This is a genomic window from Brevibacterium sp. Mu109 (assembly GCF_900169375.1).
GTDB lineage: Bacteria > Actinomycetota > Actinomycetes > Actinomycetales > Brevibacteriaceae > Brevibacterium > Brevibacterium yomogidense_A.
In genome coordinates this window covers 1-13,734 of sequence record NZ_FXZF01000037.1, presented here as the reverse complement: position 1 = coordinate 13,734, position 13,734 = coordinate 1, and the positions used below count along the sequence as shown (strand labels likewise).

Here is a 13,734-nt window from a genome sequence, read left to right as displayed (position 1 = left end):
AATGGCCGACTCGAGCATCTGCGCGGGATCGCGCTTGGGTTCCGGAACCTGAGGCACTACATCGACAGGAGTCTGCTCGAAGCCGGCGGTTTCAGACCTCGACTACACCCTCGTTCGTGAAGAGCCGGGAATGGGCGTCGGTCTGTAAGGTCCTGCTGCGTGCATGGTGTCTTCCGTTCGTCGTCGCATCTCCAGTCTGACGGGTGAGGAACCTGTCCGTGTGTCCGCGCGGTGGCGGATCAGCCACACGGCCGTGACTCCGCCAAGCGGCGGTGCATCGTCAAGGGGCGGTGCGTCGGATCAGGATCGGATGCACAGGTCCCGGGCCGGGCGCGGGACGTAGGGTGGAGACATGACTGAGTACAGCGGACAGCAGCTCACGCACGCACTGCAGGAAGCCCAGCTCACCGACTGGCATGCGGCCGAGGACGGCCTGCGCACCCGCTTCAGCACGGGTGACTTCATGGCCGGACTGGAACTCGTCCAGCGGATCGCCGCCGTCGCGGAGGACGCGGGGCATCACCCGGATCTCCTGCTCACCTTCCCTCACGTCGAGGTCCGTCTCATCAGCCACGATGTCGAAGCCGTGACGGACCGGGATCTGCAGCTCGCACGGCAGATCAGCGAGCTCGCGGCCAGTGCGGAGATCGAAGTCGCCCCGACTGACTGACTGGACGAGCTGGGCTGGTTGGACGGACTGACCCGACCAGTTGGACGGACTGACCCGACCAGCCGCCTCGGCGGGGGTTCGCCAGCGCAGGCTGGGTCAGGGGCCGGACTGTGACTGTGTGCGCTCGATGGACGGAAGGTCCAGCAGGTCGACGGTCGTCGCTCCGTTCCGCAGCTGGTCCATGAACGCTGCTTCCTTCGCGACTCGTTCATCCGCACTCTCGAGTGCCTCTCGTGCGTGCTCGGCCGAGATGATGACGACCCCATCGGCGTCCGCGACCACGAGATCGCCTGATCGCACGGCCGCGCCACCCACTCTGATGGTTCCACCGAACTGTCCGAACCAGTCTTTCCGCGTACCGACTACGGAGGTTCCCGAGGAGAAGACCGGGAAGCCCATCTGGCTCATCGCCTCAGTGTCGCGCACGCCGCCGTCGATGATGAGGCCCGCGATGCCGCGCGTTCGGGCGGCGACGGCGAGCACTTCGCCCCAGTGCCCGTACTCGGCTCCCTGGACGTCGACCGTGAGGACGGTGCCGGACGGCGCCTGGAGCACGGCGTGGTGGAGAGCGAGGTTGTCGCCGCCGCGACCTCGGACAGTGAACGCGCGACCCGACACTTCCGCTCCCGGCCAGGCAGGCTGTAACGACGCGCTGCAGGCGAGGCTGTGCGTGGAGGCTTCGTACAGCGTTGCCGCGGAGTGTCCACGAGCCGCTGTGCCCTGCCGGTCGTCCACACGGCCGCAATCGTCCATGCTCCAAGAATGGCTCGACACGACGCGGGTGGGAAGAGCTGACGCTGAAGAATCGCTCATCGACCGGCTCGTCGCGTGTGCGCTAGCCTGACGGCGACCCAGCTCACGCCGCTGTGACGTCGTCGTGCGGTGCAGTACATCGTCGGCGGTTCCGCTTCGAAAGGCCACGCATGCTCTCGCGCTCCGATGTCCTCTCCGCCCACGAACGGGTGCGCGCCCACGTGCGTCGAACCCCCATGCTCGAGGTGGAGGGTGCCCACGGACGATTCCTCCTCAAGTGCGAGTACCTCCAGCACACGGGATCCTTCAAGGCGCGCGGTGCGTTCAACCGCGTGTTCGCGACCCTGGAGCGCGGAGAGCTGGACCCGGAGATCGGCATCGTGGTGGCCTCCGGCGGGAACGCGGGGATGGCGAACGCGTACGCCGCCCGCCGGGCGGGGGTCCCCGCGACGGTGTTCGTGCCGGAGACCGCCCCGCCGGTGAAGGTCGCGCGACTCGAGTCCTACGGTGCGGATGTGCGCCAGGTGGGAACGGAGTACGCGCAGGCCTTCACCGCCGCGATGGAACACACCGGACGCACCGGCGCCGTCTACTGCCACGCGTACGACCAGCTGGAGATCACCGCGGGTGCGGGCACGATGACGGAGGAGATCCTCGAGGACGATCCGGAAGTCGACACGATCATCGTCGCCGTGGGCGGCGGCGGACTGCTCGCCGGCACGCTCGCCGCGGCGGAGGGCCGGGCGAACGTCGTGGGCGTCGAACCGGAGACCGCCGCGACCCTCGCGACGGCTCTCGCGCAGGGTGAGCCGACGGACGTCGAGGTGGCGGGGATCGCAGCCGATTCCCTCGGTGCACGACGGATCGGCGACATCGGCTTCGACACCGCGCAGCGCGTCGGGGTGACGAGTCTGCTCGTCGATGACGAGGCGATCGTCGCGGCGCGCGCTGGACTGTGGGAGGACTTCCGGATCGCGGCGGAGCACGGAGCTGCCGCCGCATACGCTGCCCTGCTGTCCGGCGCGTACGTGCCGGCGGACGACGAGCGGGTCGCGATCGTGGTGTGCGGGGCGAACACGGACACCACGACGCTCTGAGTCGGGTCGCTGACACGAGCCAGCACGGCCGACTTCTGTCCTTCACACCCGCAGGTAGCGGCCTGTCACGCTGTCCGGGTCGGCGGCGATCTGCTCCGGCGTGCCGGTCGCGATGATCCGGCCGCCCGCGTCGCCGCCGCCGGGCCCCATGTCGATGACGTGGTCGGCGTTCGCGATGAGGTCGAGGTCGTGCTCGATGACGACGACGGTCCCACCCTGATCGACCAATCGCTGGAGCACTCCGACGAGCACGCGGACGTCCAGCGGGTGCAGCCCCACCGTCGGCTCGTCGAACACGAAGAGCGTCTGCTCCTGCCTGCGGTTCAGCTCGGAGACCAGCTTGAGCCGCTGAGCCTCGCCGCCGGACAGGGCAGGCGTCGATTCGCCCAGGGTCAGGTAGCCCAGGCCGACTTCGCGCAGACCCTCGAGTCGCGTCCGGACACGGGGCAGGTCGCCGACGTGCTCGAGCGCCTCCTCCACGGTCATCGCCAGCAGCTGCGGCAGCGACACGTCGTCTCCGTCCGCGCCCTCCGGCCCGCCGTCCTCGGCGCTCGTCGCCGACCGCCGCCTGTGCTCCTGCGCGTCCTGCCCGTAGCGGGTGCCATCGCAGTCGGGGCAGACGACGTCGATGTCCGGCAGGAACTGCACGTCCAAGGAGATCTGCCCGGTCCCGTCGCAGCGCGGGCACCGCAGCGAACCCGTGTTGTACGAGAAGTCTCCGGCCTTCAGGCCGGCGGCTTTCGCGGAACCCAGCCGCGCGAACACCTTGCGCAGCTCGTCGAGAGCGCCAGAGTACGTCGCGACCGTCGACCGCACGTTGATCCCGATCGGAGTCGCATCGACGACGTCGACCCGCTCGACGCCGGACGCGTCCAGCCGGGTGACGTGGGCGGGGGAGCCGGCCGGGGCCTCGGCGGCGGTTCCAGTGAATCCCTCCGCGTGCGCGGCTCCTGCCGCGGCGGACAGCGCGGGCACCAGACTCTCGAGCACCAGCGTCGTCTTGCCGGACCCGGACACGCCGGTGACGGCCGTGAGTCGCCCGCGGGGGATCGCGACGTCCAGCGCGTGGACCGTGTGGATCGGGTCGGTGCGCAGTCGGATGCGGCCGCGTGCGAACGTCTCCGCAGCAGGAGTGCGGGGGCGGGTGACGACGTCCTCGACTCCTGTGAGGAACCCGCCGATCCGCGAGTCCGGATGCGCGCCCACCTGCTCGACGGTGCCCTGCGCGACGACCGTGCCGCCGTGCCGGCCTGACCCGGGACCGATCTCCACGAGGTGGTGGGCGCGCCGCAGCACGTCGACGTCGTGATCGACCATGACGACGGAGTTCCCGCCGGACAGCAGGTCCTCGACGACGCCCACCAGGCCCTCGAGGTTGGTCGGGTGCAGGCCGATCGACGGCTCGTCCAGGACGTACAGGACGCCGGTCGTCTCATTGCGGACGGCCCGCGCGAGCTGGACCCGCTGCCGCTCACCGGTCGACAGGGTCGACCCGGCCCGGTCCAGCGCGAGGTAGCCGAGGCCCAGTTCGAGCAGCCGTCCGGCCATTCCGACGAAGGTGTCCGCGAGTCCGTCCGCCAGCGGGCGCATCTCATCGGGCACCCTGTCGGGCAGTCCGCGGACCCATGCGACCGTGTCCGTCAGCGGCTGGGCCGTCACGTCGCCGAGGCCGTCGTCGCTGATCCGCGGCGCCCTGGCCTGCGAGGACAGCCGGGTTCCGTCGCAGTCGGTGCACCGGTGGGCGGTGAGGAACCGGCTGACGCGGGACAGGCGCTTCTCATCGGTGGCGCGCTCGAGCTCCTTCGTGACCGTGAGGCGGGCGTTGCGGAAGGTGAAGTCGAGCTCGTGGAGGCCCTTCTTCGTCGAGACCTCGATGTGCTTCTTCTCCTCCGGGCCGTCGAGCACGATGTCGCGCTCGTCGTCCGTGAGGTCGCGCCAGGGGACGTCCGTGCGGACGCCGAACTCGCGCACGATCTGCGGCTGCACGTTGAAGCCGAACATCTGCCACGGGATCACGGTCCCGTCGTCGATGGTGAGCGCCGGGTCGCGGATGAGGGAGTCGTCGTCGACGCGGCGGACGGTGCCCGTGCCCTCGCAGGTGGGGCAGGCGCCGCCGGAGTTGAACGCGAGGTCCTCCGCTCCCGGGGCGTCGAATCGGATGCCGCAGGTCTCGCAGGTGAGCGTCTGCTCCGCCGCGACGGCGAGGGTGGGGCGGTGGTAGTGGCCGTCGGGGCAGGCGTGGGATCCCAGCCGGGAGAAGATCAGGCGCAGGACGTTCAGCAGCTCCGTGGACGTGCCGAAGGTCGAGCGCACACCGGGGATCCCGGGTCGCTGCCGCAGCGCCAGCGCGGCCGGTACGTGCGTCACCCGGTCGACGTCCGCGCGGGCCGACTGCCCCATCCGCCGCCGCGTGTAGGTGGATAGCGCCTCGATGTAGCGGCGCGAGCCCTCTGCGTAGAGCACCCCCATCGCCAGTGACGACTTCCCGGAGCCGGAGACTCCGGCGATCCCCACGAGAGTGTGCAGAGGGATGTCGACATCGACATCCCGGAGGTTGTGGACGCGGGCACCTCGGACTGCGATGACGTCCGGCTGTGCGGGGCGGCTGCTCATATGGACTCCTTCCGCCGCCACCGTACGCCGAGACCGGCGCCTCCGTACGCTGAGCCCGGCGCTGCGCGCGCCGGACCGTCGTCACACCCCTGCGGAGTCGAACGCGATCTGATCGGCCTCCCGCAGGATGCGGGCGCTCTCGTCGAGCAGCGACTGCTCCTCATCGGTGAGCTCAGGCTCGAGGATGCGCACGGCTCCGTCATGGCCCAGCACCGTCGGGAGACCCACGAACGTGCCGTACGTCGACTGGTAGGAGGCGACGGCCATGATCGCGTGGCTGTTGTCGACGATCGCCTCCGCGATCTGCGCGACGACCGCGCCGATGCCGTGCTGGCTGGCTCCGATGCCCTCGATGATGGAGATGTTCGAGTACTTCACGGCCTCGCGGATGCGGTCCTGGACGACGGCGACGTCCTCGCCGGTCTCCTCGATGAGGTCCAGGACGCGCCTGCCGCCCACGCGGGCGGTCGACCAGGCGTACACCGCCGAGGTGCCGTGCTCTCCCAGCACCACCGCGTCGACCTCGCTGGCGGGCACGCCCAGCTCCTGCCCGACCCGGTAGCGGAACCGGATGGTGTCGATCGTCGTGCCGGAGGACAGGATCGTCATCTCCGGGGCGAGGCGGCGGGCCAGCGCGGCCAGCGGGTCCGGCGGATCCGTGACGACGAGGACCGTCGCGGTCGGATCGACCTCCTTCAGCTGTCCGATCATGTCCGCATACGCGCGGGCGTTCGCGGGGATGAGCACGCGGCGCCCTGCATCATCGGAGCGATCCGTGGCTCCGCCGTCCTTCTCGTTCACCCCGGCGGTGATGATGACGAGGTCCGCGCCCTTCAGATCCTCGTAGTCACCCGCGCGCACGCGGGCGCGAGAGGTCGCCGCCGCAGCATAGGTGAAGTCCTCCGCGAGGCCCACGGCCTTCGCATGGGTGCGATTGACGAGGATGATCTCCGGGTCCAGGCCCGTCGGTGCGATGAGGGAGGCGACGGTGGCCGCCGTGACGGCGCCTGCGCCGATGATGCCGATGCGCTTCAAGAGGTGACTCCTCGTCGTCGGGGGGGGGTGACGTTCTGGGAACAGCCTATACGTCGTGCATTCCGGTGAGCGAATGCACGATTCTGCACAGTGAAATCGAAGAGCATGTCTTGTGACTGATATGATGAATCCATCATGCCATCAATAGACGCGCAGAGGCCCCTCTACGAGATCAAGGCGAATCTCTTCAAGGGCCTGGCCCACCCGTTCCGCATCCGCATCCTCGAACTGCTCTCCGAGGCCCACCATGTCGCAGTGCTCCAGGGCGACGGGTCCGTCGACGGGCCAGGCTCTGACGCGGTGATCGTCGAAGGTGCGAGTGCGGCCACGGGTGAGATGAACGTGACCGACCTGCTGCGCGCCACCGGGCTCGAGGCCTCGCATCTCTCCCAGCATCTCGCAGTCCTGAGGCGGCACCGGCTCGTCGAGTCGCAGCGCCGCGGCAGCCACGTCTACTACCGGCTGGCGCACGTGCGCGTCTCACGCATGCTCGCGGTCGCGCGGCAGCTGCTCTTCGACACCCTCGCGTCGGACGAGAAGCTGCTCTCCGATGCCGGTGACCTCCCTGTGGTGCATGGTCTGGAGCCCCGCGCCGATGAGGCGGCCGGTGAGACAGCCGTTGAGGCGGCCGATGAGAACAGCGATGAGAACACCGATGAGAGCGCCGAGCAGGTGGGCCGGTGACCGCCCAGGCTGTGCCGGCAGGGTCCTCGGTGTTCGCCCGCATGCGCGGGCACCTGCGCAGCCTGCGCCCGGGCCGGCGGGACTACGCGGACCTGCGCGCGACCTGGCGGGCGGATCTGGTGGCCGGCGTGACGGTCGGCATCGTCGCGCTCCCGCTGGCCCTCGGCTTCGGCGTGAGCTCTGGGCTCAGCGCGAGCGAGGGTCTCATCACCGCGATCGTCGCGGGCTTCCTCGCCGCCGTGTTCGGTGGGTCGAACGTGCAGGTGTCAGGCCCGACCGGCGCGATGGTCGTCGTGCTCCTGCCGATCGTCGCCTCCCATGGGGCGGGGGCGGTCGCGGTGGTGTCGATCCTCGCCGGGGTGCTCGTGGCACTCGCCGGACTGCTGAAGCTGGGGCGGACCGTGGGCGTCATCCCGTGGCCCGTCATCGAAGGATTCACCCTGGGGATCGGCGTCATCATCTTCCTGCAGCAGATCCCCTCGGTCACGTCGCCCGAGGGTGTGGGCGCCGGTGGCCACAGCACGAACGCGCTCGTCGCGGCTCTGCAGTCGATCGCGGAGGCGGACTGGGGCTACGTCGCGTGGGCCGTGGGTATCGCGGTCGTCGTCATCGCGTGCATGCTCGTGGCGGGACGCATCCATCCGTCCGTGCCCGGGTCGCTGCTGGGCATCGTCGTGGCGACCCTCCTCTGCTTAGCGCTTCCCACACCGCTGGCCGTCATCGGTGCGCTGCCGTCGGGGCTGCCCGCGCCGTCGCTGCCGACGTTCGACGTTGCTGCCCTGCCGGACCTCGCGGGGCCGGTCGTCGCAGTCGCGGCGCTGGCCGCGATCGAATCGCTGCTGTCCGCCCGCGTCGCCGCGTCGATGGCGAACACCGGTCCGTACAACGCGGACCGGGAGCTCGTGGGGCAGGGCATCGCGTCCGTGGGCGCGGGGCTGTTCGGCGGCATGCCGGCGACGGGGGCGATCGCCCGCACCGCGGTCAACATCCGTGCGGGCGCCCGCACGCGGCTCGCGTCCGTCGTCCACGCGGTCGTCCTGCTCTGCGTCGTGCTCTTCGCGGCAGGACCCGTCGGCATGATCCCGCTGGCGGCGCTGGCGGGGATCCTCATGCTGACCGCCTGGCGGATGGTGAACTGGGCGACGGCCGCGTCGATCATGCGGTCGACCCGGGCGGATGCCGCAGCCTTCCTGCTGACCGCGATCGTGACGGTGGCGTTCGACCTGATCATCGCGGTGGTCATCGGGGTCGTCGTCGCGGCGTTCTTCGCGCTTCGGAACCTGGCGCGGGTCACGCGGGTGACGCGCGAGGCCGTGCCCGGCGAGCCGGAGCCCGGGGACGAGAGGATCGCGATCGTCCGCTTCGACGGACCGCTGATCTTCGCGTCCGGCGACAGGATCTTCGACGAGGTGATGGCGTTCGACGACATCCACGTGGTCATCCTGCGCATGTCCTCCGTCGAGGTCATCGACGCGACGGGCGCGCATGTGCTGGAGGACATCGTGAAGTCGCTCGAGAGGCGCGGTGTCACGGTGCTCATCAAGGGTGTGCAAGCACGGCATGAGGAGCTCTTCCGCACCGTGGGCGTTCTGCGGGCGCTGCGGCACTCCCGTCACCTGTTCGACGACCTCGGTGACGCGGTCGTCCATGCGCGCAGCCACATCGAGCGGGCCGGTCTGCGGGGAGGCCCCGCACAGAGCGGAGGCTGAACGACCTCACCCCACCGGCGCCTCCCACACACGCTCGCCGCGCAGGCTCGCGATGACGATCGAGTCGCCGGAGACCGCGAGTCCGGACGGGCTTGCCTCCGCTGGCTCCCGCTGCTTGACGGGATCGACGAACTCATCGTCCCCGCCGATGCCCTCCACATCCGGCCACCCGTAGTTCGCTCCGGGTTCGATGATGTTGAGCTCGTCCCACGTGTCCTGCCCGAATTCGCTCGGGTAGAGGGTCCCGTCGTCCGCCCAGTCGAGCCCCTGCGGGTTGCGGTGGCCCAGGCTGTAGACGAGGGAGTCTGCGAACGGGCTGTCCTCCGGAACGCCGCCATCGGGCGTGAGGCGCAGGATCTTGCCTGCGGGCGACTCCAGGTCCTGGCCACCGCTCGTGAACGGTTCCGCACGAAATGGTGACGTGCGTAACATGGCGGGTGACCGATCGGCGCCGTCACGGAAGGTGCATATGACCACGATCGCGAATCTGAGTGTCTCGCTCGACGGCTTCTACACCGGGGCGGACCCGAGCGCGCACAATCCATTGGGCGAGGCCGGGGGGTGCTGCACCGGTGGTTCGGCCGCGACGTCGGGGATCGGGCGCAGCTCACCGCCGATGACATCCTGCGCCCCGAGTTCGAGCGGATGGGTGCGCTGGTCATGGGGCGGGACAGCTACGAGCACGCGCAGGCCTCGTGGGGGCCTCGGCCGCCGTTCGAGGTGCCGCTGTTCGTCGTGACCCACAGACCGCGGGCGGACGACGTGCGGGAGGGGTCGACGTTCCACTTCGTCGAGTCGTTCGAGGAGGCGTGGGCGCTGGCGCGCTACGAGGCGGACGACAGGGCGGTCGGACTCCACGGCGGAGGCGCGATCCGGCAGGGGCTGCGCGGTGGCCACCTGGATGAACTGCAGCTGCACCTCGTGCCGGTGCTGCTGGGGCGCGGTCGGAGGCTGTTCGACGATGTGGTCGAGGCGCCTGTGGGGCTGGAGATCCTCCGTGTGGCGGAAGGCCCAGGAGTGACGCATGTGAAGTATCGGGTGCGGCCTGGTGGGTGAGGGTCGTGCCCATCGACGGGGAGGGGCGCATCATGAGTGGTCGAATCGAGTGGAACAGCAGTCTCCGGGGTCAGTTCACGTGGCATTGGGATCACCTGCTCCGTGAGCGCCTGAGCGGCCTGACGGATGACGAGTACTTCTGGGAGCCCGTCCCGGAGTCGTGGAGCGTTAGGCCGCGAGGTGCGAGCACTGCTCCCGTCCAGGGCGGTGCGGGGGCTATGGCGATCGAGTTCGCGTTCCCGGAGCCCGTCCCTGCACCGTTCACGACCATCGCATGGCGGCTGGGCCACGTGATCGTGGGAGTGCTGGCGATGCGGAACGCCTCGCACTTCGGACGCGAACCGGTGGACTACTTCACCTTCGACTATGCGGCGACGGCGGACGGTGCACTCGCGCAGCTGGACGAGGAGCTCGCGCGGTGGCTGGCCGGAGTCGAGGCTCTGGGCGAGGACGGACTGGCCCGACCGTGCGGAGAGGCGGAGGGGCCGTTCGCGGAGGATCCGATGTCGCAGCTGGTGCTCCACATCCATCGCGAACTCATCCATCACCTGTCGGAGGTGTGCCTGCTGAGGGATCTGTATCTGCACTCGCGGGGAGACGCCGCAGGGTCCGGAGGGGGTGGCGGAGCATGAGCCGAACCGTGCAGGTCACGTTCGACGCGCGCGACCCGCGTGGGCTCTCCGCCTTCTGGGGCGAGGCGCTGGGGTACGCGCATCCGGCGCCGCCGGGAGTGGAGCTCTCACCCGGCGCGGATGCCATGGCCGCGTGGGATGAGTTCCTCGAGCAGGCCGGTGTCCCGCAGGACCAGTGGAACAGCTCATCCGCGCTGGAGGACCCGGACGGAGCAGGCCCGCGGATCTTCTTCCAGCAGGTGCCGGAGGGCAAGACCGCGAAGAACCGGGTGCATCTGGACGTGCGCGCCGCGCCCGGACTTGAGGGGGAAGAGCGGATGGAGGCGTTCGAGCGCGAGTGTGACCGCCTGGTGGCGCTCGGTGCGACGCGGCTGGAGCGCTTCGACCCCGCACCGCCGTTCAGCCACGGCTTCATCGTCATGGCCGATCCGGAGGGCAACGAGTTCTGCCTGGACTGAGGTCTCACACGGTGGCGTCGTCCGCTTCGCGCGGCTGATTGCAGATCCTCAGGGCCTCTGCCCTGTCGTGGATCGCCCGGCGCAGCGACGCGGGTTCGAGCACCTCGACTCCTGGTACTGCCATGAGCTGGGAGCTCGCGATCGCCACAGATTCCATCCGCAGGCGGATCTCCACGCGCTCGCCTCCTCTGTCCGCTCCTCCGATCGCCGTTCGGGTGCCCGCGCCGGGCACGGCCGCGACCAGGGCCTCGGCGGAGGCCGTCGGCAGCGACAGGCGCACCGGAAGCCTGGCGAGGGACGCTTCGAAGGCCCCGCGCGATTCTCGCCAGTACTCAGCCAGCGAGAAGTCCGCCGGCCTTGCAGCAGGCTCCGGGTGGACCTCGACGTGGGACATCCGGGAGAGCCGATACGTGCGCGGGGTGCCGCGCCGTGCGGCGACGAGGTACCAGCGATCGGTCTTGAGGACGAGGCCGAGCGGATCCACTGCACGATGTCGTGGAGAGACCTCCGCTGGCGGGGACCCGCTCGCGGCTGCGTCGACGGGTGGACGGGAGGTGTAGTCGAATGAGAGGCGTCGACCCTCCCAGACGCTGCGCGCCACCTCCGCCAGGGACGTGGGCCGGTCGGTCGGGGTGAACCACGCCTCGTTGTCGAGGAGGAAGCGCTCGTGGGTGTGCTCGGGGCTCGGCCCCAGTGTCGACCCGGCGGCCAGCATCTTGAGCCGTGCGGCGGTGAAATCGTCGTGCAGCCCGAGGTCCCGTGAGCCCGCCTCCCCGATGATCAGCGTCTGCAGTTCGACGGCTGTCATTCCGGTGACGGGTGAACGCCATCCCTCCACCAGTCCGACGCCGCCTGCTGGCCCGGTGCGGGTCCACACCGGCACGCCGATCTGCTGCAGCGAGGCGATATCGCGCTGGATCGTGCGTGTCGACACCTCGTGCCGATCTGCCAGTGCCTGTGCGGTGGTGGGACGTGCGTTCCCGAGCTCCAGCAGGATGGCGAGCATCCGTGAGGTCCTCATGAGCGAATCCTAGGCCATTCTCGACAGAGGGTGTCCGGAATGGCTGAGACGGTGGGTGGGCACTGGAGGAATCGATTTGGAGGGATCGACATGGAGGGACTCACTGTGGATGCATCACCACTGGACGACCGGATCGCACTGGTGACGGGTGCGACGCGCGGGGCGGGCCGCACGATCGCCCGAGAACTCGCCGCCGCTGGTGCGCACGTGTACTGCACCGGACGCTCCACGCGGGCGCACGCCTCGGACTATGACCGCGAGGAGACGATCGAGGAGACTGCGGCACTCATCACCGATGCCGGTGGGACGGCTACCGCGATCGCTGTGGACCATCGGGACCACGAGCAGGTCGAGTTGCTCATCGAACGGATCGAATCCGAGCAGGTGCGCCTCGACATCCTCGTGAACGACATCGGGGGAGAGGCATACGTCGATTTCGACGTCCCGCTCTGGTCCTTCGACTGGGAACGCGGGATGAAGCTGTTCGAGACCGGCTTCATGACCCACCTCATCACCAGTCATGCTGCTCTCGGTCTGCTCAGCCGGACCACGGGTGGGCTCGTCGTGGAGGTCACCGACGGCACTCGGGAGTACAACGCCCACCAGTACCGATCCACGGTCTTCCTCGACCTCACCAAGACGGCCGTCGACCGGCTGGCGTTCACCGAGGGGCACGATCTGGAGGCCCGTGGCGGTACGGCGGTCTCCGTGACACCGGGCTGGCTGCGCTCGGAGATGATGCTCGATGCATTCGGGGTCACCGAAGAGACCTGGAGGACGGCTGCCGAGGCGAACCGCGGTCGCGCCGATGCCGTGCCGCCGTACGACTTCGTCATCTCCGAGACCCCCATGCTGCTGGCGCGAGGAATCGCGGCGCTGGCCGCAGATCCGCAGCGGGCACTGTGGAACACCCGTTCGACGAGCTCCTTCGAGCTGGCTGAGCACTACGGGCTCTACGACGTCGATGGCTCACGGCCGGATGCGTGGTCGTTCATCGCGGCTCTGGGCTCGTCTTCCGCCGATGAGGTCGAGGTCTCCGACTTCCGTTAGGGGCATTGACCTGCGGACGCGTGACGACTCAGGGTGGAACGATGCTCATCGGATCGATCGTTGCCGCCGAGATCGCCTTCTGGGCGTTCCTCGTCGGAGGTCTGGCCATCAGATACCTCCTCGGTGCGCCCCGGGTGGGAATCGTGTTCCTGATCGCGACCCCGTTGATCGATCTCGCCCTCCTCGTCCTCACCTACATCGATCTGAGCAGCGGGAGCGATTCGAACTTCGCGCATGGTCTCTCCGCGACCTACATCGGCTTCACCGTGGTCTTCGGACCCTCCGCGATCAGAGCCATGGATGCGAAGTTCGCAGGGAAGGACCAGGAGGGGCCCAATGCCGAAACTGATCGGTCCTCGGTCGATGAGCAGCAGAGGATCTGGCGGCGTTGCTGCCTGGCCTCGGGAATCACCGGTGCCCTCCTCTTCGCCGGAATCGCGGTCGTTGGTCTCGCCGGCGCCTTCTGGTTGATCTACTGGTTGGTGGTCGTGGTCTCGATCGTCATCGTCTGGTGGTTCGTCGGGCCCGGTGTCGCCCGACGGCGAGCGAAGCAGCGCGGGTCGAGGATGGACGGCGACGAGAGGCCCGACGGCACCACCTGACCGAAGCGAAAGGTCTTGGAGGTTCAGAGGATCCGAGGCTGTCCTCGGTGGTTCATGAGCCCAACCGCGACATATCGGTCAGCACCATCCGCTCCGAGGTGTTCACCCTTACGACCCCCGGCAGCCTGCTCAGCTCGTGGTCCGGCGTGGAGTGGAAGGCGGTCATGCTGTCCGACTTCGGGACGTTGCGACTCTTCCCACTGCGAGTTCACTCGGGCGTCATTGATGGCTCTTCGCGGTTCGTGGTGAATGACCCTGCTGTGGCGGGTATTCACGCTACGGTTCTCGCGGCGCTGGTGAGCAGGATACGCGTCCGGTAGTTCTCCGCGTTGCGGAATCCGCGGCCGGTGCGTT

Annotated in this window: 13 protein-coding genes and 1 pseudogene; 9 read left to right on the top strand and 5 right to left on the bottom strand. The window is 69.1% G+C overall.

All coding sequences use genetic code 11. The features are described from left to right. Window positions 1-352 precede the first annotated feature (352 nt). Window positions 353-670: a 4a-hydroxytetrahydrobiopterin dehydratase gene (locus BSP109_RS15030; protein WP_087008957.1), complete on the top strand. Its 318-nt coding sequence runs from the start codon at window positions 353-355 to the stop codon at window positions 668-670. A 96-nt stretch (window positions 671-766) separates the two neighbouring features. Here the strand turns inward: BSP109_RS15030 and BSP109_RS15025 are convergent, their stop codons facing one another. Further along, complete coding sequence (locus tag BSP109_RS15025; RefSeq protein ID WP_101601702.1) at window positions 767-1,423, bottom strand: RraA family protein; 657 nt, start codon at window positions 1,421-1,423, stop codon at window positions 767-769. Between the two features lie 170 nt (window positions 1,424-1,593). Between BSP109_RS15025 and BSP109_RS15020 the strand changes: the two genes are divergently transcribed. Then, the gene (locus BSP109_RS15020; RefSeq protein WP_087008952.1) at window positions 1,594-2,520 is read left to right on the top strand and encodes a threonine/serine dehydratase; all 927 of its coding nucleotides are present in this window, start codon (window positions 1,594-1,596) and stop codon (window positions 2,518-2,520) included. Between the two features lie 42 nt (window positions 2,521-2,562). Here BSP109_RS15020 and BSP109_RS15015 read toward each other — a convergent pair whose 3' ends face one another. Together BSP109_RS15015 and BSP109_RS15010 are read right to left on the bottom strand one after the other, a co-directional pair. Next, window positions 2,563-5,133: an excinuclease ABC subunit A gene (locus BSP109_RS15015; protein ID WP_101601700.1), complete on the bottom strand. Its 2,571-nt coding sequence runs from the start codon at window positions 5,131-5,133 to the stop codon at window positions 2,563-2,565. Window positions 5,134-5,214: 81 nt separating this feature from the next. After that, window positions 5,215-6,168 (bottom strand): malate dehydrogenase, encoded by a 954-nt coding sequence (locus BSP109_RS15010; protein WP_101601698.1) that lies wholly within the window; start codon window positions 6,166-6,168, stop codon window positions 5,215-5,217. 135 nt (window positions 6,169-6,303) lie between these two features. On the opposite strand from BSP109_RS15010, the gene BSP109_RS15005 reads away from it, so the two are divergent. Together BSP109_RS15005 and BSP109_RS15000 are read left to right on the top strand one after the other, a co-directional pair. After that, complete coding sequence (locus BSP109_RS15005; RefSeq protein ID WP_101601696.1) at window positions 6,304-6,852, top strand: helix-turn-helix transcriptional regulator; 549 nt, start codon at window positions 6,304-6,306, stop codon at window positions 6,850-6,852. A 41-nt stretch (window positions 6,853-6,893) separates the two neighbouring features. Next, a complete protein-coding gene (locus BSP109_RS15000) occupies window positions 6,894-8,561 on the top strand; it encodes a SulP family inorganic anion transporter (protein ID WP_087009234.1) in 1,668 nt (555 codons plus the stop codon). A 12-nt stretch (window positions 8,562-8,573) separates the two neighbouring features. Here the strand turns inward: BSP109_RS15000 and BSP109_RS14995 are convergent. Then, window positions 8,574-8,945: pseudogene (locus BSP109_RS14995) on the bottom strand (sorbosone dehydrogenase family protein); the annotation flags it as partial. Window positions 8,946-9,122: 177 nt separating this feature from the next. On the opposite strand from BSP109_RS14995, the gene BSP109_RS14990 reads away from it, so the two are divergent. Genes BSP109_RS14990 through BSP109_RS14980 form a run of 3 tightly spaced genes read left to right on the top strand, consistent with a single transcriptional unit; the run spans window position 9,123 to window position 10,707 of the window. Next, on the top strand, window positions 9,123-9,617 hold the full coding sequence (locus BSP109_RS14990) for a dihydrofolate reductase family protein (RefSeq protein ID WP_218777959.1): 495 nt from the start codon (window positions 9,123-9,125) through the stop codon (window positions 9,615-9,617). A gap of 32 nt (window positions 9,618-9,649) precedes the next feature. Beyond that, window positions 9,650-10,249 carry a DinB family protein gene (locus tag BSP109_RS14985; RefSeq protein WP_101601703.1) on the top strand — a complete coding sequence of 200 codons (600 nt, stop codon included), beginning with the start codon at window positions 9,650-9,652 and terminating at the stop codon, window positions 10,247-10,249. Continuing rightward, the gene (locus BSP109_RS14980) at window positions 10,246-10,707 is read left to right on the top strand and encodes a VOC family protein (protein ID WP_087008942.1); all 462 of its coding nucleotides are present in this window, start codon (window positions 10,246-10,248) and stop codon (window positions 10,705-10,707) included. Before BSP109_RS14985 ends, BSP109_RS14980 begins: the two co-directional genes overlap by 4 nt. A 4-nt stretch (window positions 10,708-10,711) precedes the next feature. Here BSP109_RS14980 and BSP109_RS14975 read toward each other — a convergent pair whose 3' ends face one another. Next, complete coding sequence (locus BSP109_RS14975) at window positions 10,712-11,728, bottom strand: YafY family protein (protein WP_087008940.1); 1,017 nt, start codon at window positions 11,726-11,728, stop codon at window positions 10,712-10,714. A gap of 105 nt (window positions 11,729-11,833) precedes the next feature. Between BSP109_RS14975 and BSP109_RS14970 the strand changes: the two genes are divergently transcribed. Then, on the top strand, window positions 11,834-12,778 hold the full coding sequence (locus BSP109_RS14970) for an SDR family oxidoreductase (protein ID WP_257944728.1): 945 nt from the start codon (window positions 11,834-11,836) through the stop codon (window positions 12,776-12,778). Window positions 12,779-12,819: 41 nt separating this feature from the next. After that, on the top strand, window positions 12,820-13,380 hold the full coding sequence (locus BSP109_RS14965; protein ID WP_087008935.1) for a hypothetical protein: 561 nt from the start codon (window positions 12,820-12,822) through the stop codon (window positions 13,378-13,380). Window positions 13,381-13,734: the final 354 nt, after the last annotated feature.

Excerpts from the sequence above, each read along its gene's own strand:
- BSP109_RS15025 (WP_101601702.1), bottom strand. The coding sequence starts at position 1,423 with ATGGACGATTGCGGCCGTGTGGACGACCGGCAGGGCACAGCGGCTCGT.
- BSP109_RS15000 (WP_087009234.1), top strand. The coding sequence starts at position 6,894 with ATGCGCGGGCACCTGCGCAGCCTGCGCCCGGGCCGGCGGGACTACGCG.
- BSP109_RS15015 (WP_101601700.1), bottom strand. The coding sequence starts at position 5,133 with ATGAGCAGCCGCCCCGCACAGCCGGACGTCATCGCAGTCCGAGGTGCC.
- BSP109_RS14975 (WP_087008940.1), bottom strand. The coding sequence starts at position 11,728 with ATGAGGACCTCACGGATGCTCGCCATCCTGCTGGAGCTCGGGAACGCA.
- BSP109_RS14985 (WP_101601703.1), top strand. The coding sequence starts at position 9,650 with ATGAGTGGTCGAATCGAGTGGAACAGCAGTCTCCGGGGTCAGTTCACG.
- BSP109_RS15005 (WP_101601696.1), top strand. The coding sequence starts at position 6,304 with ATGCCATCAATAGACGCGCAGAGGCCCCTCTACGAGATCAAGGCGAAT.
- BSP109_RS14965 (WP_087008935.1), top strand. The coding sequence starts at position 12,820 with ATGCTCATCGGATCGATCGTTGCCGCCGAGATCGCCTTCTGGGCGTTC.
- BSP109_RS15030 (WP_087008957.1), top strand. The coding sequence starts at position 353 with ATGACTGAGTACAGCGGACAGCAGCTCACGCACGCACTGCAGGAAGCC.
- BSP109_RS14980 (WP_087008942.1), top strand. The coding sequence starts at position 10,246 with ATGAGCCGAACCGTGCAGGTCACGTTCGACGCGCGCGACCCGCGTGGG.
- BSP109_RS15020 (WP_087008952.1), top strand. The coding sequence starts at position 1,594 with ATGCTCTCGCGCTCCGATGTCCTCTCCGCCCACGAACGGGTGCGCGCC.